The sequence below is a fragment of the Kocuria sp. U4B genome, from assembly GCF_054875615.1.
The window spans coordinates 152,628-170,665 of sequence record NZ_JBTYJD010000002.1 but is presented as its reverse complement, the minus strand read 5'-3'; the positions used below and the strand labels follow the sequence as shown (position 1 = coordinate 170,665).

The window sequence follows — 18,038 nt, the reverse complement described above, 5'->3', positions numbered from 1 at the left end:
CCACTGGAGCGGGCCGCGGATGAGAGGCGACGTCCGCGCCGATGGGCCGGCGCGATCGTGGCGAGGAAGGGAGGGCTGGCGCGCAGGGCACCTTCGCCACAGGAAGCGCCTGAGGGCTGAAGCCTTCGCGTGGATGCGAAGCCCATGTCTATTGGCGACACCGGCCGGTGCGCTCCGGGCTGCCGTGCGTGGTGAGGACCCATCCGGCGGTGTGGGTGGCCCCCGGTCAGCGCGTGCGAGCAGGGGCCGGATCCCCCGGGGCCGGCGCGATCGGCCTGCTCGTGGTCCCCATGATCCTCCCGGTGGTTGGCTCCGCCTACGACCGGGCCCTTTGTGAAGCCCTTTCCGGTGGGACGTCCCGACCGCACCGGCGAGTGTGACTCATGGGGAGGGTAGTGGCGTCCGGCTCATCGGCCGGCGGGGCCGGTGAGGAGGCGGGTGCGGACCCGGTGCAGTGGAGGCATGAGGCCGTAGACGACGATCGGGACCGTGACGGTGGTGAGCACCAGGGTGCGCACCACCGTGGGCAGCGCCTCCAGCCACGGCCCGAACACGAGGTTGATCAAGGTCAGGGTGGGGAAGACCGCGACCCAGATCATCAGCGCCAGATGATGCCGGTTCGGCGGTGACACCGTCGCCGGGCGCGGCGGTGAAGTGTGGTGGGACATCGGTGCTCCTCGGGGTGGTCGTGTCGCTCAGTGAGCGGTGGTCGACGTCGGAGTCGACTCGGGGATCAAAGACCCATGTCGCGGATGGCGGTGCGGACCTCCTCGTCGACCAGATCGGCGTTGACGGCGATCGCGGCCGCGGAGCCCTCACCGGCGGCGGTGATGACCTGGGCCCGGGGATTGGCCACATTTCCCGCCACCCACACCCCAGCAACGGTGGTCCGTCCCGTGCTGTCCTTCACCGGCCACCCGGCCCCGTCCAGCTCGCACCCCAACCCCACCAGGAGGTCGCTGTGGGGCACGAAGCGCGGTGGCACGAACACCGCGTCGCGGCCGATGGTGCGCCCGTCGTCCAGTTGCACACCGCACAGGCGGTCGTCCTCGATCAGGACCCGCCGCACCGTGCCCTCCACCAGGCCGATGGACCGGGCAGCCAGCCCAGCCCGCTGGGCGGCGGTGAGGGTCCCGGTGGGGACGAAGAACACGACGTCCTCGGACCACTGCCGGACGATCTGGGCGTAGTGCACCGTGTCCGGTGAGCTGCCGAGCACCCCGAGCCGCTGGTCGCGCACCTCGTAGCCGTGGCAGTACGGGCAGTGCAGCACATCCCGGGCCCACCTCTCAGCCAGCCCGGGGAGGTCGGGCAGGTCATCGCCCAAGCCGGTCGCCACGAGCAACCGCCGCCCAGACACCCGTCGACCGCCCGAGAGCAGCACCGAGAACCCCGAGGTGCCGTTCTGCACCAGCGCGGTGACGGTGCCCTCGAGGATCTTGCCCCCGTAACCACTCACCTCTGCCCGACCGAGGGCCAGCAGCTCACCCGGTGGCAGGCCATCCCGGGACAGGAACCCGTGCATGTGGGATGCGGGGGCGTTGCGCGGGGCCCCGGAGTCCACCACCAGCACGGTGCGGCGGGCCCGGGCCAACACCAGTGCCGCCGAGAGCCCGGCGGCTCCGCCGCCGATGATCACCACGTCGTATTCGCTCATGTCCACCAGCCTCAACCCGGTATCCCGATCTTGGCAATGAACGTTGCCGTTCCTGGGAAGAAGGCGTTGGATGACACCGTGGACGACACGACAACGGTGATTGCGGCAACCCTCGACCAGGTCGGGACCCGGCTGAAACGACTGCGCACCCAACGCGGGGTGACCCTCACTGCTCTGGCCGCCTCCACCGGGATCTCCAAGAGCACCCTGTCGCGGCTGGAGACCGGGCAGCGGCGCCCGAGCCTGGAGCTGCTGCTGCCCCTGGCGCAGGCCTACCACGTGCCGCTGGATGACCTGGTGGGCGCCCCCGAAGTCGGAGACCCCCGGATCCGCCTGAAACCCAGGCACGCGCACGGGCGGACCGTCATCCCCCTGACCCGGCGACCCGGGGGCATCCAGGCATGGAAGATCATCATCCCCGCCTCGAGGGCCGCCCCGCAGCTCAAAACCCACGAGGGCTACGAATGGCTCTACGTGCTCTCCGGGCGCATGCGCCTCCTCCTCGGAGACCACGACCTGATCCTCGAAGCCGGTGAGGTCGCCGAGTTCGACACCCGGGTGCCGCACTGGTTCGGCAGCACCGGGACCCACTCCGCAGAGGTCCTCAGCCTCTTCGGCGGCCAAGGAGAACGGATGCACGTCCGCGCCACCTCCCGCCAGGAGTAGCCCGAGCGGCCCGAGACACAGGTCCGCCCCGGGCAAGTCGATGCTTCCGGCAGTGTCGGCGTCCTCCAGATCAATGGCCGGTGCCTGGGTGATCACGCTGATCCGGGCCTGGAGGGCTTCCAGGGACTCGTTGGCCGGCTCGTCCTCGTCCCGGGTCCGCGGGGCGTCGTAATCGGTGGCCATGGCGTGCTGCGTCCTCCTGAAAAGGTGTGGGCGTGCGCGTGAACCCGGCACGGGAAAGACCAGCTCGGCCGAAGATGCGCATCCAGCCTTCCTGCACGGCGGGGGTGTGGGGCCCTGGATTTTGGCGGGCGCAATGGGAGTATTTCGGCCTCGGTTACTGCATCAACACCCCCGCGCTGCCTCATCACATCCGGCCCGCCTCGGGGTCTACGACATTCCCGGGCCGAGCAGGAGATCCGCTACAGCCCCCACCTCGTCCGGGGCGTGGCCCTCGCCGCGGTGCTGATGATCGCCACCTTGCGCTGTTCATGCCTCCCGGGGGTGGCTTCCTGGAAGCCCTTTCCCTCCTCAGGATGCTCGCGGGCCTTCTGCGGAGAATTGCCGTAGGTCCGGCCCACACCAGGTGGGTGAAGAGGAACAGCGCCGACCGGTGCGCCCGTGGGCTGCAGCGCCGTCGCTCATGGTTACCGCTGGTCGGTCTCCTGTCCACCGGCCGGTGACTCCGGCCTTCGAGCCCAATCCGGCGCTGGAGAGACCCTGCGGTGCGTCCCGGTGCAACGCGGCGTCCCCGACGATTCAGGCGTCCGTGTCGGCGGAGTTCCACGAGTCCTTCCGCGCCTCTCCTCAGGGCCCCGGATACGCTGAGACCACCCCCCCGTTCTGCGGTCTTGTCGCTGGTTCCCGGGCTCTACGCCGGCGTTCTCCCGCACCCCTGGCACCTGTCGGAGCTCATTGCCCGACTGGAAGGACTGACCCATGCCCCCGCAGACACCGGACCCGCGACTCGATGACGAGGTACGCGCCCGCCACGCCGACGCTGTGGCCGCCGGCGAGCCGAGGATGCTGTCCCGGACGAAGGACGGGCAGCTTCACAGCTACGCCCGCGACGAGATCGGCATCGTCCGGGCCGGATCAGGCATCAAGGTCACCAGCGCTGCGGGGATGGCCCTTCTGGCTGCCTTCTTCGTGGCCGTGGCCGTGTTCTCCGTGGTCCTCGTGGCGGCCCCCACCTCCCGCGGGCAGGATCCGCTGTGGGGTGCGCTGGTGCTGACTACTGGTGCACTGGCCGCAGCGCTCTACGCGGGTCGGCTGGCCCGCGCAGAGGTCCGCGCCCGCCGCGTCCGCAGAGCCCGCGGCGTCCCCGAGCCGACCTCCCGCTCCCTGGACTGCTGAGCCCTCCGACCACGGCCCCGCCCCAGCGGCGTGATCGGCGCGGAACACGCCAGTCACGAGGAACCTCCAGGACTACGTCGAGATCCTCCGCAACGGGGTGGGCCAGTACCGCACCGAGGCCGAGTCGGCCGAGAACCGGAGCGTTTCCACCCCAGGCAGCGCCGGATGCCCAGCGACTTCTCGACCACCCCGGGGGGCCTCCACCGGCCTGGTCGTGAACGACGACCTGCGTTGCGGCCCCGGCACGAGCACCCCCGTGATCACCATCCACGTATCACCATCCACGTATCACCGCCCACGACCCCTCGAGAAAGGGCTGAGCCCATGGGGCTGCCGAAGACCAGAACCACCGACATCACCGTGCCGCGGTGCAGCGCACCCGGGCTCGCCCGGTGACCGGCTCGTCCGGCCCTTCCACCGGGCCTTCTCCGGCACGGTATGGCCTGCAGGTGACCGCCCGCGCGCTGGCCCAGGTGAGCGTGTTCGCCGCGGCCTACCTGGCGGTCGCAGCCTACGCCCTCACCACCACCCCGGATTTCGACGCCGATCTCGTCGCGGTGCTGGTCGCCGGCGGCGCCGCCGCAGCGCTGACCTTCGGGTGGGCGGTGGCCGACGGGCGCCGGCCCGCCCCGGGGTCCCGGCCGGTGCGCCGGTGGGCTGCCGCGTCCGTGGTGGCCGCGCTGCTGGGGCAGGCCCCCGCGGTAGCGGCGTGGTTTCTCCTGGCGGGCGCCATGGGCGGGGCCGTGGGGTGGATGGACCCGGGACGGATGCTCATCGACGGGGTGCTCACCGTGGTGGTGGCGGCCGGGGTTGGCACCGCGGTGGCCGCCGCAGGGGTGAGCATCGGGCAGGCCCGGAGGCAACGATGATCGTCGGCCCCCGCATCCACCTCTTGCTGCAGAACACCACCCAGGACTCAAAGGATTGCGCCACTAGGAGAGGGGTATCGGGGCCAGCGAGACGTGTCGTGTTATCGCGCTACTACGACACCGCAGGGTTGGTCGTGCAGGTCCGGAGGTGGGTCCGTCGACGCCGACCATGCTTGCTTTTGCCGAGCGGCTGCCAGGGAAAGGTGCGGGGTTGCGGGTGCTGATCCATGGTGGGGAGACGTGGACACGGCGACCCCGAGGGGGTTGATGTTCTTCGCCGTCATGGTAGCCCTGGCCCCGATGGGGCTGGGGATCAAGCGCGGACGCATTACCGATTTGGTGGCCAAGCGTCGGGCCGTCGGCAAGGATCTCGGCGGGCGACGCCCCATCTTCACCGACTCCCAAATCCGCAACGCCTTGGGTCTGATGGACGCGGGTGAGTCGGCCACCCAGGTGGCCCGCGACCTTGGGATGTCGCGGGCCACCCTGTATCAGTGCATCTGGGAGTTGCCGGCGCCGACTGTCTGAGTGCGCTCAGGATTTCCAGGTCCAGTGGTGCAGGGGATGCACTTCCGGTAGCCATGCCAAGAGGCGGCCGCCTTCCTCTGTTCGGGGGAAGGCGGCCGCCTCTGGTGGGTGTCTGGGCGTTGGCTGGGGTCTAGACGTCGCGTTGCTTGGAGGAACGGAGCTTCTGGTAGGCGCTGTAGGCGAGGACGAGGGCCAGCAGGCCGTAGAGGGCCCAGGTGATGGGGCTGTCCACGAGGGTGCTGACGTGTCCGCCGCCGGACATCATGGCGTTGCGCAGGCTGGTCTCGGCCAGCGGGCCCAGGACCACGCCGATCATCACCGGGGCCAGCGGAAAGCCGTAGCGGCGCAGCAGGAAGCCGACGAAACCGATGGCCAGCACCAGCAGCAGGTCGGACACGGCCGCAGAGGTGGCGAAGACGCCCAGGGCGCAGAAGACGGTGATCCCGGCGTAGAGGTAGTGCTTCGGGATCAGCAGCAGCTTCGCCCACAGCGGGGCGAAGGGCAGATTGAGCACCAGCAGGACCACCAGCCCGACGAAGAGGCTGGCCAGCAGCGCCCAGACCAGGTCGGGGCTGCGCTCGAACAGCAGCGGCCCGGGCTGCAGACCGTACTGCTGGAAGGCCGCGAGCATGATCGCCGCGGTCGCCGAGGTGGGCAGGCCCATGGCCAGCAGCGCGCCCATGGCGGTGCCGGCGGTGGCGTTGCCGGCCGCTTCGGGGCCGGCGACACCGCGGATGGCGCCGCGACCGAACTGAGGGTCCTTGCGCCGGCGGTCCAGGCGGCGTTCGGTGCCGTAGGCCATGAACGTCGGCACCTCGGCCCCGCCGACGGGGATCACTCCGAAGGGCACGCCATAGGCGGTGCCGCGCATCCAGGCCGGGATCGCTTCGCGGAACTCCTTGGCCGAGAGATAGGGCCGGCCGGTGGTGTTCTCGGCGTGGAGGGTGCGGGTGCGGTGGATCCGGGAGGCGACGTGGAAGACCTCGCCCAGGGCCAGGACGCCCACGGTGATCACGATGATGCTCACCCCGTCGAAGAGCTCGGGCACTCCGGCGGTGAAGCGCTGGGCCCCGGAGATCCCGTCGATGCCGACCACGGCCAGGATGAGGCCGATGATCAGGGCGCCCAGGCCCTTGACCACCGAGTCGGAGACCACCGAGGCGGTGGCCACGAAGGCGAAGACGGCCAGGGCGAAGTACTCGGCTGGCCCGAACATGATGGCCACCTCGGCGAGCTTGGGGGCGAAGAACACGACCAGGGTGGTGGCGATGATGCCGCCGATGAACGCCCCGATCGCCGCGGTAGCCAGCGCCTGGGGGGCGCGGCCGGTTTTGGCCATCTTGTGGCCCTCGAAGGAGGTGGCGATTGCGGTGGCCCCGCCGGGGGTGTTCATCAGGATTCCCATGGTGGAGTCCCCGAACAGGCCGCCGAAGTAGACCCCGGCGAACATGATGAACGCCCCGGTGGGGTCCAGGCTGAAGGTCACCGGCAGCAGCAGGGCCACGGCCATGGACGAGCCCAGGCCGGGCAGCACACCCACGGCGGTGCCCAGGAAGGCGCCGACGAAGACCCACAGCAGGTTCATCGGGGTCAGGGCCTGGGAGAAGCCCTCGAGGAGCAGGGACAGCGATTCCATCAGAGGATTCCTTCCATCAGACCCGGGGGCAGGTTCAGACCCAGTCCCGCGGAGAAGGCCACCTGGATGGCCGAGGAGAACACCAGGGACAGCCCCACGTCAAAGACGGGCCGCTTGCTGCCCAGCGCCCAGGAGATGAGCCAGAACAGCAGGGCCGCTGAGAGGATCCAGCCCACCGGCACGAGCAGCAGGCTGAAGGCCAGGAAGGCGGCCAGAACGGTGCCCAGGGCCTTCCAGTCGCTGTGGGTGCGGTGGGTCCGGCCGGTGACCTCAATCTGCTCCTGATCGGTCTCGGGCACCTCGGGGTGGCGCAACGCCTGAAGGGCGAGCAGACCGGCCAGCACGTAGGCGCAGATCGCCAGGATGATCGGGAAGAAGGTGGGCCCCGGGGTCTTGGCGCCCTCGGGGATCTCCATGGTCGTGATGCCCACGGTGAGGTAGATCGCCAGGGTCAGGATCAGGGCGGCCACCACCAGGCTGCTGCGCCCGGTCCAGAAGCCGCGCGCGGGTGCGGGGGCGTTGACCGGGGTGGTGGGAGGTGCGTCGTCGATGACGGTGAACTGGTCAGGACTCATGGTGATCCGCCTTCACGGCCAGCACCGGCACGTTGGCGCCGACGATGATGTGCTGGGCGTTGGAGCCCAGGAAGAGCTTGCCGACGGGGGAGCGGCGGCGCACGCCCACGACGATCAGCTGGGCGTCGATCTCCTGGGCGGCGTCGAGGAACTCCCCGGCGGCGTCGGGGTTGCGGTGGTCGCGGGCGATCCACCGCGCCGGCACCTCCTCGGTGGCCAGTGGGGTCCCGGGCTCGTGGGGGGTCGTGACGCTGTGGTCTTCGGCGGTGGAGGAGGCGTCGAGGTCGAAGACGACCAGCGGCAGGTCCTCCTTGCGGGCGAGGTCGTGGCCGTGTTGCAAGGCAGCGCGGCCTTCGGCGGTGTGGGCGTAGGCCACCAGAACACTCATGGTCGTGGTCCTTTCCGTGGAATCGGTGAAGTCGGTGCAGGCGCTGGGGTCAGCGTCAGTGCAGGTGGTCAGTAGCCGAGCTCGGCCCAGATGCCGTTGACGACCTCGGTCTCACGGGCGAGGTTCTCCTCGAACTCCGCCCCGACCATGAAGGTGTCGGTCCACTGGTTGCGCTCCAGGGCGTCGCGCCACTCCGGGGTGGCGACGAACTCGGTGACGATGGCCTCCAGCTCCGCCTCCTGCTCGGCGGTGATGCCCGGGGCGGCGACGATGCCGCGCCAGTTGGTCAGCTCCACGTCGTGGCCCAGCTCCTTGAGCGTGGGCAGCGGGATGGACTCCACCGGCTCCGGGGCGGAGACGGCCAGGGCGCGCAGCCGGCCGGCCTCGATCTGGTCGGCGAAGTCCTGATAGCCGCTCACGGAGGCCTTGATCGTGCCCGACATCAGCGAGGTGGCCAGCTCCCCGCCGCCGGAGTAGGCGATGTAGTTGACCTCGGCCGGGTCGATGCCGTTCTGCCCGGCCAGCTGGCTGATGATCATCTGGTCCACGCTGCCCAGGGACCCGCCGCCGAAGGCGAACTGGGAGGGGTCCTGCCGCCAGGTGGTGATCAGATCGTCGAGGTCTTGGATCGGGGAGTCGGCTGGGACCACGACCACGTCGTAGTCGTCGGTCAGCCGCGCAATCGGAGTGACGTCGCCCAGGTCCGTCTCGGAGCCGTTGATCTTGATGGCCCCAAGCATGGTGATGCCCATCATCATCAGCGTGGAGGACTCGCCCTCCATCCCGGCGAACTGGCTCAGACCGATGGTGCCACCTGCACCGGGGATGTTCACCACCTGGGTGTTGTTGACGACGCCCTGGGCCCGCATCGCCTGCTGGGCCTCCCGGGCGGCCCCGTCCCACCCGCCGCCGGCAGCGGCCGGGGCGATGAGGGTCAACTGGCTGCGGGCGTCGTTGCCAGTGCCGCTGGCCGAGGCATCCACCACGGCCGCGCCGACCAGGACCACGCCGACAGCGCCGGCGGTGAGGCTGAGCAGGCGGTGCTTGAGGCTCCGGCGGGTGCCGGGCGAATGGGTGTGCGCCATGGACGACTTCCTTGCTGGTGGAGGATTACAGGTGGTGGAGGAAGAACCATCCCCACCGTCACAAGCTATAGGTTATAACCTACACAATGTGATGTCCACCACGTTCCAAGCATTTCACCATTTCAAGGTCAGTCGGTCCCGAGAGCGTCGATGGCACGGCGCCCGAGGCTGCGCCCGATGTGGGCGCGCATGACCTCTGCAGCGGAGTCGGGGTTGCCACCGGCCACGGCGTCAAAAATCGCTTGATGTTCGGTGGCGACCCGATCACTGTCGTCCGCAGTGTCGCCGCCGGCGCGCAGGCCGATCAGCCGATAACGGTCGGCCTTGTCCCACAGCTTCTCCAGGATGTCGGTCAGGATGGGGTTGCCCGAGGCGCGGTAAACCGCCCGGTGGAACTCCCGGTGAGCCATCAGGGCATCCAGATTGGTGGCATCGCGGATCGGGGTGAGCCGCTCCAGGGCCCGGGACATCAGTGCCAAATCCGACTCGGTGCGCCGCTCGGCGGCCAGGGCGGCGGCTAGCGGGTCCACGCTCTCTCGCACCTCGTAGAGATGCCGGGCCTCGGCGGCGGAGACCTCCGTGACCCGGGCGTCGCGGTGGGCCTCGAGATGGATCATGCCCTCAGCGGTCAGGCGCCGGATCGCCTCCCGCAGGGGGGTGGTGCTCACCCCGAGCTCCTCGGCCAGGCGGGCCTGAGGGATCACGGCGCCAGCCTCCAGCTCCCCGGTGAGGATGCGGGTACGCAGTTCCGCATAGGCGTAGTCGTTCTTCGTGAAGATGCCAGCGGCCGGCGGGGTCACATCTGCTCCTGCGGTGGGTTCAAGGTGTCTCAACGCTAGCACCTTGGTGTTGCACACCACATCTTACAGGTTATAACCTATAATGAGCATGACCGCATATCGGAGGAGTGACCGTGAGCCCGTTGAGCCCGACCAGTGCCCCTGTCCTGTCGGTAGGTAGGCGCGAGCTGCGCATCGCCGACGTGGCCGCGACCGTGGGGGAGGACTACTTGCGGTGGCCGGTGGTGCTGCGGCTGCTGGCCGAGAACGCCGCCCGCACCATGGCCGGGCCCGAGCGCGAACAGGCCCTGACCGCGCTGGTCCGGTGGCTGGTGGAGCGCACCAGTGAGGAGGAGATCGCCTTCCTGCCCGGGCGGGTGCTGATGCACGACACCACCAGCACCCCGGCCCTGGTGGACATCGCCGCCATGCGCAACGCGGTGGCCGAGGCCGGGGGAGATCCCGCGGCGCTGAACCCGCTGCTGCCGGTGGAGGTCTCGGTGGACCACTCCCTGGCCGTGGAGGAGTACGCCCGCACCGACGCCCCGGTCCGCAACATCGGCCACGAGATCCGCCGCAACAAGGAACGCTACCGATTCCTCAAATGGGCGGCCGCCTCCATGGACAACGTCCACATCAACCCGCCCGGCACCGGGATCATGCACACCATCAACCTCGAACAGCTGGCCACCGTGGTCACCACCGAGGAACGCGACGGGCACCTGTGGGCGGTACCCGACATGATGATCGGCACCGACAGCCACACCCCGATGATCAACGGCCTCGGGGTCCTCGGCTGGGGCGTGGGCGGGTTGGAGGCCCAGACCGTGATGTTCGGGATGCCCACGGTCCTGCGCATCCCCGACGTCGTCGGCGTGCGCCTGACCGGGGCCCTGGGGGCCGGGGCGCTGGCCACCGACCTGGCCCTGACCGTCACCCACCGCCTGCGCGCGATCGGGGTGACCGGGGAGTTCGTGGAGTTCTACGGCCCCGGCGTCTCCACCCTCACCGTCGGGGAACGGTCCGTGGTGGCCAACATGGCCCCGGAGTACGGGGCCACCACCGGCTACTTCCCCGTCGACGACCAGGTCCTGGACTACCTGGTGCGCACTGGACGGTCGCCCGAGCAGGTCGAACTGGTCGAGGCCTACATGCGCCGCACCGGGCTGTGGTTCGACCCGGCGGCCGAACCGTCCTACACCCGCACCGTCGAGATCGACCTCTCGACCCTGCAGACCTACGCCGCCGGGCCCCGCCGCCCCCAGGACCTGCTGCCCCACGCACAGATTAAGACCGCCCTCGAGCAGGAGCCGACCCCGGTGCGCGCCGACCAGTCGCTGCTGCCGGAGTTCCCGGTCGCCATCGCCTCGATCACCAGCTGCACCAACACCTCCGACCCCCGCCTACTGGTCGCCGCCGGCCTGCTGGCCCGCCGCGCCCGCGAGCTTGGGCTCACCGTGCCCGCCTGGGTGAAGACCTCCCTAGCCCCGGGCTCCCCGGCCGCAGCCAGCTACTTGAAGCGCGCCGGGCTGAGCGAGGACCTGTCGGCGGTGGGCTTCGACATCGTCGGCTTCGGCTGCGCGACCTGCATCGGCAACTCCGGATCCCTCACCCCCGTCATCGACCAGGCGCAGGCGGCCGGGCACGTCTCCCCGGTGGCGATCCTGTCCGGCAACCGCAACTTCCCCGGCCGCGTCCACCCGAACCTGGACCTGGGCTTTTTGATGTCCCCGCCCATGGTCATCGCCTACGCCCTGGCCGGGGACGCCAAGGTCGACCTCACCCGCGACCCGGTCCAGCTCAGCCCCGAGGGCCGCCCCGTGTACCTCGACGAGCTGTGGCCGGACCCGGCCGAGATCGACCGGACGGTCGCGGCCGCCGTGGACCCGGCCGACTTCACCCGCGACTTCCGGGTGGCCGCCCAGAACCGGCTGTGGGCTGAGATCGAGGCCCCCACCAGTGACCTGTACCCCTGGGAGGAGACCTCCACCATCCTGCGCCGGCCCCCCTTCGCCGCCCCCACCGAGGGCAGCCTGCTGGGCGACTACACCGCCCACCCGCTGCTGGTCCTCGGCGACGACGTCACCACCGACCACATCTCCCCGGCCAGCGCGATCCCCGCCGACAGCGCGGTGGCCGACTTCCTGGTGGAGCGCGGGGAGGACCGCGGCGACCTCAACGTCTTCGCCTCCCGGCGCGGGAACTGGGAGGTCATGGTCCGCGGAGCCTTCCACAACAAGACCCTCATCAACCACCTGACCCCCGAGGCGCCGACCGCCCACACCGTCCACGCCCCGACCGGGCAGCTCCTGCCGATCTGGGACGCCGCCCAGCACTACCGTGCGGCCGGCGAGTCCGTGGTGATCGTCGGCGGGGACCGCTACGGCATGGGCTCCTCCCGCGACTGGGCCGCCAAGGCCCAGCGCCTGCTGGGCGCACGCGCCGTGCTCGCCACCGGCTTCGAACGCATCCACCGCTCCAACCTCATCGGCATGGGCATCCTGCCCCTGCTCGTTCCCGCCGCTCTGCAGGAGCCCCTGCGGCACCTGCGCCCCGGCGACCGCCTCCGCGTACAGGCAGGCTCCGAGCACATCGTGCCGCGCGCCGAGATCTCCGTGACCCTGCTGCGGACCGACGGCACCCGCGTCGACTTCACCACCCGGGCCGCGGTGGAGACCGACCTCGAGGCCCACCTGCTGCGTCGGGGCGGAGTCATCCCGACCATCCTCGCCGACACCCTCACCGTCTGACCCACCCCATCCGAGAGAAACGAGAGACCCATGACCGAGACCACCCCGGACACCGCCACGACCGTCTACACGGCCGACGTCTACGACGAGCACGGCGAGCAGTACCAGTCCGTCGCCACCCAGTTCCAGTCCGTGGGCGGCCGCACCCACTTCCACGGCCCCGCCCGCACCCTGAAGTGCTTCGAGGACAACTCCCTGCTCAAAACCATGATCGCCACCCCCGGCGACGGCGCCGTCCTAGTCGTCGACGGCGGCGGCTCCCTGGACCGTGAGCTGATGGGCGGCTCCATGGCCAGGACCGCCGCGGACAACGGCTGGGCCGGGGTGATCGTCCACGGGGCCGTCCGCGACCGCCACGAACTGGCCACGCTTCCCCTCGGGGTCAAGGCCCTGGGCAGCAACCCCCGCAAGTCCACCAAGAACGGCAGCGGCCAGCAGGACATCGAGATCACCATCGGCGGGGCCACCTTCCGCCCCGGAGCCACCGTCTACTGCGACGACGACGGCATCCTCGTCGAACGCTGACCCCACACCCACGCGGAAGGACCCCACCGGGCATGGCCCGTTAGAGGGCGTGTGCCGGACCATGGCCCGTGGACCCACCTCAGGGTGTTTCACGGGCCATGTGCTGCCTCGGGGTGCCTGTGCAGGCATCGTCAATCGGCGAAGAGCAACCCGACCTTTGCCGGACGGCCGCGGGGCAGGGAGCGGAGCCGCGGATGCTGAACCGGTGAGGGAGTGGACACCTCCACTCCGATGGGATCCATGGTATTCACTCTCATGGCACCCCGCCTTCGCCGACTCCCAGCTCCGCAACGTCGTCCGGCTCATCGATAGTGGAGAGCCGGCCACCCAGGTTGCCCGGGATCTGGGCATGTCTCGGGCGACCCTCTACCGCAGGCTCCGAGAGCTCCCGGTGGAGGGGGTGTAGAGAGTGCTCGGCCCGTGGGAGCTTGGAGGAGCTCCCACGGGCCGTGAGCTGGGCTGTGGCTGCGGGGTGGTGAGCGCACACGGCCCCGGAGGTTTCGTGGACCGCCGGCGCCTGCCGCGGCGTACCCGTCTGGATGTGGGGGCGCGCCGTCTGCACACCAGGAGACACTGCGATACGCATGGCGCACAAGTGTCTATCGTGGGATTGGTCATTCTGACCGGATGGCCCCGAGGTGAGGAGGCAGAGATGGTCAGCGTGACGACCCCACAGCTGGATGCCATTGATCGGCGGATCCTGGCCGCCCTGGACGAGGACCCGCGGATGACCGTGCTGGCCCTGGCCCAGCGCACGGGCTTGGCGCGCGGGACCATCCATGCCCGGCTGGAGCGTTACCGCACCAGCCCGGCCTTGCGGGCGCACAGCACACGGGTGGCACCGGCGGCCCTGGGTTACGGGATGGCCGCCAGCGTGGCGGTGGAGCTGGACCAGCACCAGCTCGACGCCGCGATTACTGGGCTGCAGGCCATCCCGCAGGTCATCGAGGTCTTCGCCCCGGCCGGGCAGACCGATCTGCTGTGCCGGGTCGTGGCGCGGGACCCTGAGGACCTGTACCGGGTCTCGGAGGAGATCCGGCTGTGCCCGGGCATTCTGCGGACCTCCACGAGCATGTTCTTGCGCACGGTCATCCCCTACCGCATGGCACCGTTGCTCACCGAGCAGCCTTGACCCCTGTCCCTACTGTGGTGAAGCCGGCCGTGGCTGTTCCGCCGGGTCCTGCAGTGGCCTCACTGGGGTGGCCCGCCGGTGCCGGGGTAGCCCGGTCAGTCCACGGTGCTGAGGTCCTGACGGGCTCCGGCGGCGGCGACGGCCACCGTGCCCAGGGCGGCGAAGACAGCCGCGAGGACTAGGAGGGCCTGGGGCACCCCGATGGCGGTGGCGGTGGCCCCGACTGAGAGCACCCCCAGGGCGGCGACGCCGTAGGTCGCGGCCGCGTAGGTGGAGGAGGTGCGTGCCTGCTGGGTGGGGGAGAGCCCGTAGGTCATGGTGGCCAGCCCGAGGGCGTAGGCCGGGCCCTGGGCGGCCCCGGCAGCGATGGAAGCCAGGAGCAGCAGCGTCAGGGAGTTCTGGGCCAGGGCCGCACCCAGCACTGCGTGGCCTACCGCTAATGGTCCCAGCACGTGCCATCCCCGCACCTGCTTCAGGTGCGGGCGCAGGAGCTGCTGGGCGGTGTAGGAAGCGCCGAGGTAGCAGGCCACGGGCAACACGGCCGTGAGCAGGGAGAGGTCGTGGCCGGTGCGCACAGCGGCGGGAATGAGCGCGATGTGCACGCAGACACCGGTCCAGGCCAGGCAGCCGATCATCAGGCCGGCAAGGCGGTGGCGCCGGGTCAGGGGCCCGGTGCGGGGCGTAGAGGCCCGAGGCGGGGAGGTCGGGAGCGTGAGGCCTTGAGTGAGCAGGTGCGCCTCGCGCCGGTAAAGCCACAGCAGCGGCCACAGCACGGCCGTGGTGGCGGTGGCGTGCACGAGGTAGGCGGTGGTGGTCGGTGCAGGCAGCAGTGTGCCGATCACTCCGCTGCCGAGGGCCCCGAGCAGGGATCCGAGGATGGAGCCTGAAGCGATCAGTGTCCGTGCCGTGCTGCCCAGGGCCACCAGGATCACCGCCGAGGCCGCCCCGGTGCCCAGACCGACACTCACACCCGACAGCGCCCGGGCGGTCAGCAGCAGCGGCAGGGTGTCGGCGCCGAGCACGGCGGTGACATCGGCCAGCACCGAGACGCCCACCGCGGTGGCCAGCAGCACGGGCAGGGCCCGGGTGCCGCGGCGGCGGGCCATGAGCAGCAGCACCGTCACCAGGGCCACCAAGTAAGAGCTGTAGAGCAGCGCCTGGGCCAGTGGGTCCAGGGTGAAGTGCTCGACGTAGACGGGCAGCAGCGGGACGGGGACGTTGGGTCCGGCCATGATCAGGCAGAACCCGGTGAAAGCGGCCAGGCCCAGGGCGGGGCTGGGAACGGTCGTGGGGCGGGCCGGGTCGTCGGTGCGGTCGGCGGCATCTGCGGTAGTGGTCCGGCGGGGGTGGCGCATGCGGATCGTTTCTCCTATCGGTGGCGGGGTGTGGCCGGTGCGGAGGTCCTTCACGCAGAGGCTGTGCGGGTCGGTCAGGGGTGGTGGCCGGTGTCCGGTCGCAGTGCGTGACCCCGGAATAGGGGGTGGTGGGGGAGGCAAGGAGCTGTTCGGGGTCCGGCGGTGGTTGGATCCGAAGCCGCAGGAGTGAGCAGCGAGTGACGGGTCATCAGGCGCTGATGCTGGTGCGGCGGTTCAGGCCTGGATCGGTAAACGGTGCTGGTGGACGTGGCGGTCCAGGTGTTGGCGGCGGATTTCACGGCCGGGGCGGCCCGTCTCAGGGTCAGGTCACCACTGGCCCCGGACACTCCGATCGCGGCGATGGGCAGGCTGTTGGGGCCAGGGACGGGGCTGGCGATGCAGCGGATGCCGGGGGCGGTCTCTTCGAGGTCGTGGGCGGAGCCTTGGGCGCGCGTCACGTTCGAGTGGGTGCGCAGTGTGCGGGGTGAGGTGATGGTGCGCGGTCCGGCCGGCTCCAGTGATTCCTGCAGATAGGCGTCCTGCCACGGGGGGCAGGAGGGCTTTGCCCACGGCCGTAGCGTGGGTGGCCCGGTAGTCGCCAGAGCGCAGTAGCGGCGGAGTGGTGGTGCGCCCGGGCAGGTCAACCTCAACACAGGCGTTATGGGGCAACGACGCCGCTGGAGCCATTCCACCCATCCTGGCCATCTGTGGAGGCGTCAGCTGGTTCAAGGACGGCGCAACTGGTGGTCATCGGCGCAGAGCATTTTTCGTTCTCCGGTCCGGGTGTCCTTGATCCACACCACCTTGAGTTTGGGCATGGTCGCAACCACGATCCCGCTGTAGCTGGGGAACCCGAACTGGTGGATCTCGAGGTGGTCGCCTCGTTGCAGGGTCGAGACGTCGTGGATGGGTCGCAGGTCGGCCGGCATGGCAGTCAGTTCCTTCCTGAGGCGGGGGCGTTGGCGGTGGGTGGGGGTGGTCTGTGGGGTTGCAGTTGGCGCGGTGCTGCGGACCGGTTCCGTCAATCGACGGGACCGGTCCGCAGCAGTGTCGGTGCACGGGGTGGATCAGTGGGTCAGAGTGGGGATCTTGGCGCGCAGCCCGGCTTCGGTTTGCTCCTGGGCACGGGTCTTTTCCAGGGTGGCGGTAATCAGGTGCTGGGGCACGACGACGACGCCGTCGGTGTCACCGATGATGGCGTCACCGGGGTAGCAGACCACGTTGCCGCAGGCGACAGGGGCGCCGATGGTCCCGGGGCCGTACTTGAAGGGTCCGGCCGGGCTGATGCCGCGGGCGAAGGTGGGCAGGCCCATCGCCTGCAGCTCGGCGACGTCGCGGGTGGCGCCGTCGATGACGACTCCGGCGATACCGCGGGCGATGCACAGTTCCCCGAGGATGTCGCCGAAGCAAGCGCGGTTGGTGTCGCTGTTGGCGTTAATGACCAGCACATCCCCGGGGCGGGCGTCGTCGAGGGCTCGGTGGATGGCGAGGTTGTCGCCTTCACGGGTCTGGATGGGCAGCACGGTCCCGCACAGGCGCAGTCCTGGGGTGACCGGGCGGATCGCGGCGTGCATGAGACCCATCCGGGACTGGGCGTCGCCGATGAGGGCGACCGGGAACTGGGCCAGTTCCTGGATGGGGTCCGGGGCGGGGCGGTCCCAGTCCGGGGTGAGCTGGAGGCTGTCGGTGGCTGCGGTGATGATCATGGTGGTTCTTCCCGGTGGTCTGGTGCGGTGGTCAGCTGTAGGACGGGGTGGCGATGTCATTGACGGCGTTGGCGGGGCGGTCTCCGGCCAACGCCTGACGGATGGCAGCCAGGGCGTGGGTGCCGGCGGCCAGGAAGGCTTCGGCGGTCTGCCCAGCCACGTGCGGGGTGACGATGAGGTTCGGCACTCGGGCCACGTCGATGCGGGAGTGCGGTTGCGGGTTTTTCATGTCCACGGACTCGCCCTCGAGCACGTCCAGCCCCGCTCCGGCCAGGTGTCCGTCGGTCAGGGCCTGGGCCAGGGCGGCCTCGTCGACCAGTCCGCCGCGGGAGGTGTTGATCAGCACCGCCCCGGGCTTCATCGACGCCAGGGCGGGCCCGTCGATGAGGTGGCGTGTCCGGTCGGTGAGCGGCAGGTGGAGGCTGAGCACATCAGCACTAGCGATGACCGCTGCGGCGGTGGCGGGCCGGGCGCCGGCGGCGGTGATGGCGGTGTCCTCCACGTAGGGGTCGTGGGCGATCACGTCCATGCCGAAGCCGTGCGCGATGGTGGCGACCATGCGGGCGATGTTGCCGAAGCCCAGCAGTCCCAGGGTGCGTCCGTGGAGTTCGAAGCCGTTGATCTGCGGTTTGAGCTCGGCCCAGGCTCCGGCGGCGGTGCCGGCGGACCCGTAGGGGGTGCGGCGGGCCAGGGACAGCAGCAGGGCGAAGACGTGCTCGGCCACGGCCCGGCTGTTGGAGCCGGGGGTGGTGCTCACCCAGATTCCGGCGGTGGTGGCGGCGTCGATGTCGACGTTGTCGGTGCCCACTCCGTGGCGGGCGATGATGCGCAGCCGCGGGGAGGCGGCGATCTTGGCGGCGTCGAAGCGTTCGGCGCGCAGCAGGACCGCTTCGACCTCGTGGCTGACCTCGGTGTAGTCCACGGCGGTCTCACCGTAGCCCAGGTGCACTCGTCCCAGGGTGGTCAGGTCGCTCAGCACGTCGGGGTGGATGGGGTCGGAGACGTAGATGGTCGTCATGGGGTTCCTCAGC

18 protein-coding genes and 3 pseudogenes are annotated in these 18,038 nt (G+C 70.2%); 8 read left to right on the top strand and 13 right to left on the bottom strand.

Annotation, left to right across the window (positions count from 1 at the left end; genetic code table 11):
* Positions 1-407: 407 nt before the first annotated feature.
* Complete coding sequence (locus ACYSMR_RS18640) at positions 408-668, bottom strand: hypothetical protein (protein ID WP_461748126.1); 261 nt, start codon at positions 666-668, stop codon at positions 408-410.
* 65 nt (positions 669-733) lie between these two features.
* Positions 734-1,657, bottom strand: a complete 924-nt coding sequence (locus ACYSMR_RS18635; RefSeq protein ID WP_461746799.1) for an NAD(P)/FAD-dependent oxidoreductase — start codon at positions 1,655-1,657, stop codon at positions 734-736.
* A gap of 78 nt (positions 1,658-1,735) precedes the next feature.
* On the opposite strand from ACYSMR_RS18635, the gene ACYSMR_RS18630 reads away from it, so the two are divergent.
* Complete coding sequence (locus ACYSMR_RS18630; protein WP_461748201.1) at positions 1,736-2,323, top strand: helix-turn-helix domain-containing protein; 588 nt, start codon at positions 1,736-1,738, stop codon at positions 2,321-2,323.
* A gap of 27 nt (positions 2,324-2,350) precedes the next feature.
* Here ACYSMR_RS18630 and ACYSMR_RS18625 read toward each other — a convergent pair.
* A pseudogene (locus tag ACYSMR_RS18625) lies at positions 2,351-2,506 on the bottom strand (DUF4193 family protein); the annotation flags it as partial.
* A 756-nt stretch (positions 2,507-3,262) separates the two neighbouring features.
* On the opposite strand from ACYSMR_RS18625, the gene ACYSMR_RS18620 reads away from it, so the two are divergent.
* The 3 genes and pseudogenes from ACYSMR_RS18620 to ACYSMR_RS18610 form a co-directional block, all read left to right on the top strand.
* A complete protein-coding gene (locus tag ACYSMR_RS18620; RefSeq protein ID WP_461748125.1) occupies positions 3,263-3,679 on the top strand; it encodes a hypothetical protein in 417 nt (138 codons plus the stop codon).
* A 449-nt stretch (positions 3,680-4,128) separates the two neighbouring features.
* The gene (locus ACYSMR_RS18615; protein WP_461748124.1) at positions 4,129-4,548 is read left to right on the top strand and encodes a hypothetical protein; all 420 of its coding nucleotides are present in this window, start codon (positions 4,129-4,131) and stop codon (positions 4,546-4,548) included.
* Positions 4,549-4,696: 148 nt separating this feature from the next.
* A pseudogene (locus ACYSMR_RS18610) lies at positions 4,697-5,076 on the top strand (helix-turn-helix domain-containing protein); the annotation flags it as partial.
* 130 nt (positions 5,077-5,206) lie between these two features.
* Here the strand turns inward: ACYSMR_RS18610 and ACYSMR_RS18605 are convergent.
* From ACYSMR_RS18605 to ACYSMR_RS18585, 5 genes are all read right to left on the bottom strand, one after another.
* On the bottom strand, positions 5,207-6,712 hold the full coding sequence (locus tag ACYSMR_RS18605; RefSeq protein ID WP_461748123.1) for a tripartite tricarboxylate transporter permease: 1,506 nt from the start codon (positions 6,710-6,712) through the stop codon (positions 5,207-5,209).
* Positions 6,712-7,287 carry a tripartite tricarboxylate transporter TctB family protein gene (locus ACYSMR_RS18600; protein ID WP_461748122.1) on the bottom strand — a complete coding sequence of 192 codons (576 nt, stop codon included), beginning with the start codon at positions 7,285-7,287 and terminating at the stop codon, positions 6,712-6,714. The genes ACYSMR_RS18605 and ACYSMR_RS18600 overlap by 1 nt, the downstream gene beginning before the upstream one ends.
* Positions 7,277-7,675, bottom strand: coding sequence for a universal stress protein (locus tag ACYSMR_RS18595; protein WP_461748121.1), 399 nt, complete (start codon positions 7,673-7,675; stop codon positions 7,277-7,279). The genes ACYSMR_RS18600 and ACYSMR_RS18595 overlap by 11 nt, the downstream gene beginning before the upstream one ends.
* Positions 7,676-7,743: 68 nt before the next feature.
* Entirely contained in the window at positions 7,744-8,760 is a 1,017-nt protein-coding gene (locus ACYSMR_RS18590; protein WP_461748120.1) for a tripartite tricarboxylate transporter substrate binding protein, read from the bottom strand.
* Between the two features lie 128 nt (positions 8,761-8,888).
* On the bottom strand, positions 8,889-9,560 hold the full coding sequence (locus ACYSMR_RS18585) for a GntR family transcriptional regulator (RefSeq protein WP_461748119.1): 672 nt from the start codon (positions 9,558-9,560) through the stop codon (positions 8,889-8,891).
* Positions 9,561-9,682: 122 nt separating this feature from the next.
* Between ACYSMR_RS18585 and acnA the strand changes: the two genes are divergently transcribed.
* From acnA to ACYSMR_RS18565, 4 genes and pseudogenes are all read left to right on the top strand, one after another.
* Positions 9,683-12,289: an aconitate hydratase AcnA gene (gene acnA / locus ACYSMR_RS18580; RefSeq protein WP_461748200.1), complete on the top strand. Its 2,607-nt coding sequence runs from the start codon at positions 9,683-9,685 to the stop codon at positions 12,287-12,289.
* Between the two features lie 30 nt (positions 12,290-12,319).
* Positions 12,320-12,814, top strand: a complete 495-nt coding sequence (gene rraA, locus ACYSMR_RS18575) for a ribonuclease E activity regulator RraA (RefSeq protein ID WP_461748118.1) — start codon at positions 12,320-12,322, stop codon at positions 12,812-12,814.
* 204 nt (positions 12,815-13,018) lie between these two features.
* Positions 13,019-13,220, top strand: a pseudogene (locus tag ACYSMR_RS18570) (helix-turn-helix domain-containing protein); the annotation flags it as partial.
* 246 nt (positions 13,221-13,466) lie between these two features.
* The gene (locus ACYSMR_RS18565; protein ID WP_461748117.1) at positions 13,467-13,946 is read left to right on the top strand and encodes an Lrp/AsnC family transcriptional regulator; all 480 of its coding nucleotides are present in this window, start codon (positions 13,467-13,469) and stop codon (positions 13,944-13,946) included.
* 95 nt (positions 13,947-14,041) lie between these two features.
* Here the strand turns inward: ACYSMR_RS18565 and ACYSMR_RS18560 are convergent, their stop codons facing one another.
* The 5 genes from ACYSMR_RS18560 to ACYSMR_RS18540 form a co-directional block, all read right to left on the bottom strand.
* Positions 14,042-15,301, bottom strand: coding sequence for a hypothetical protein (locus ACYSMR_RS18560; protein ID WP_461748116.1), 1,260 nt, complete (start codon positions 15,299-15,301; stop codon positions 14,042-14,044).
* A 74-nt stretch (positions 15,302-15,375) separates the two neighbouring features.
* The gene (locus ACYSMR_RS18555) at positions 15,376-15,954 is read right to left on the bottom strand and encodes an IclR family transcriptional regulator domain-containing protein (protein ID WP_461748115.1); all 579 of its coding nucleotides are present in this window, start codon (positions 15,952-15,954) and stop codon (positions 15,376-15,378) included.
* Between the two features lie 72 nt (positions 15,955-16,026).
* On the bottom strand, positions 16,027-16,230 hold the full coding sequence (locus ACYSMR_RS18550; protein WP_461748114.1) for a hypothetical protein: 204 nt from the start codon (positions 16,228-16,230) through the stop codon (positions 16,027-16,029).
* 138 nt (positions 16,231-16,368) lie between these two features.
* Entirely contained in the window at positions 16,369-17,007 is a 639-nt protein-coding gene (locus ACYSMR_RS18545) for an RraA family protein (RefSeq protein WP_461748113.1), read from the bottom strand.
* 31 nt (positions 17,008-17,038) lie between these two features.
* On the bottom strand, positions 17,039-18,025 hold the full coding sequence (locus ACYSMR_RS18540) for a hydroxyacid dehydrogenase (RefSeq protein WP_461748112.1): 987 nt from the start codon (positions 18,023-18,025) through the stop codon (positions 17,039-17,041).
* Positions 18,026-18,038 lie beyond the last annotated feature (13 nt).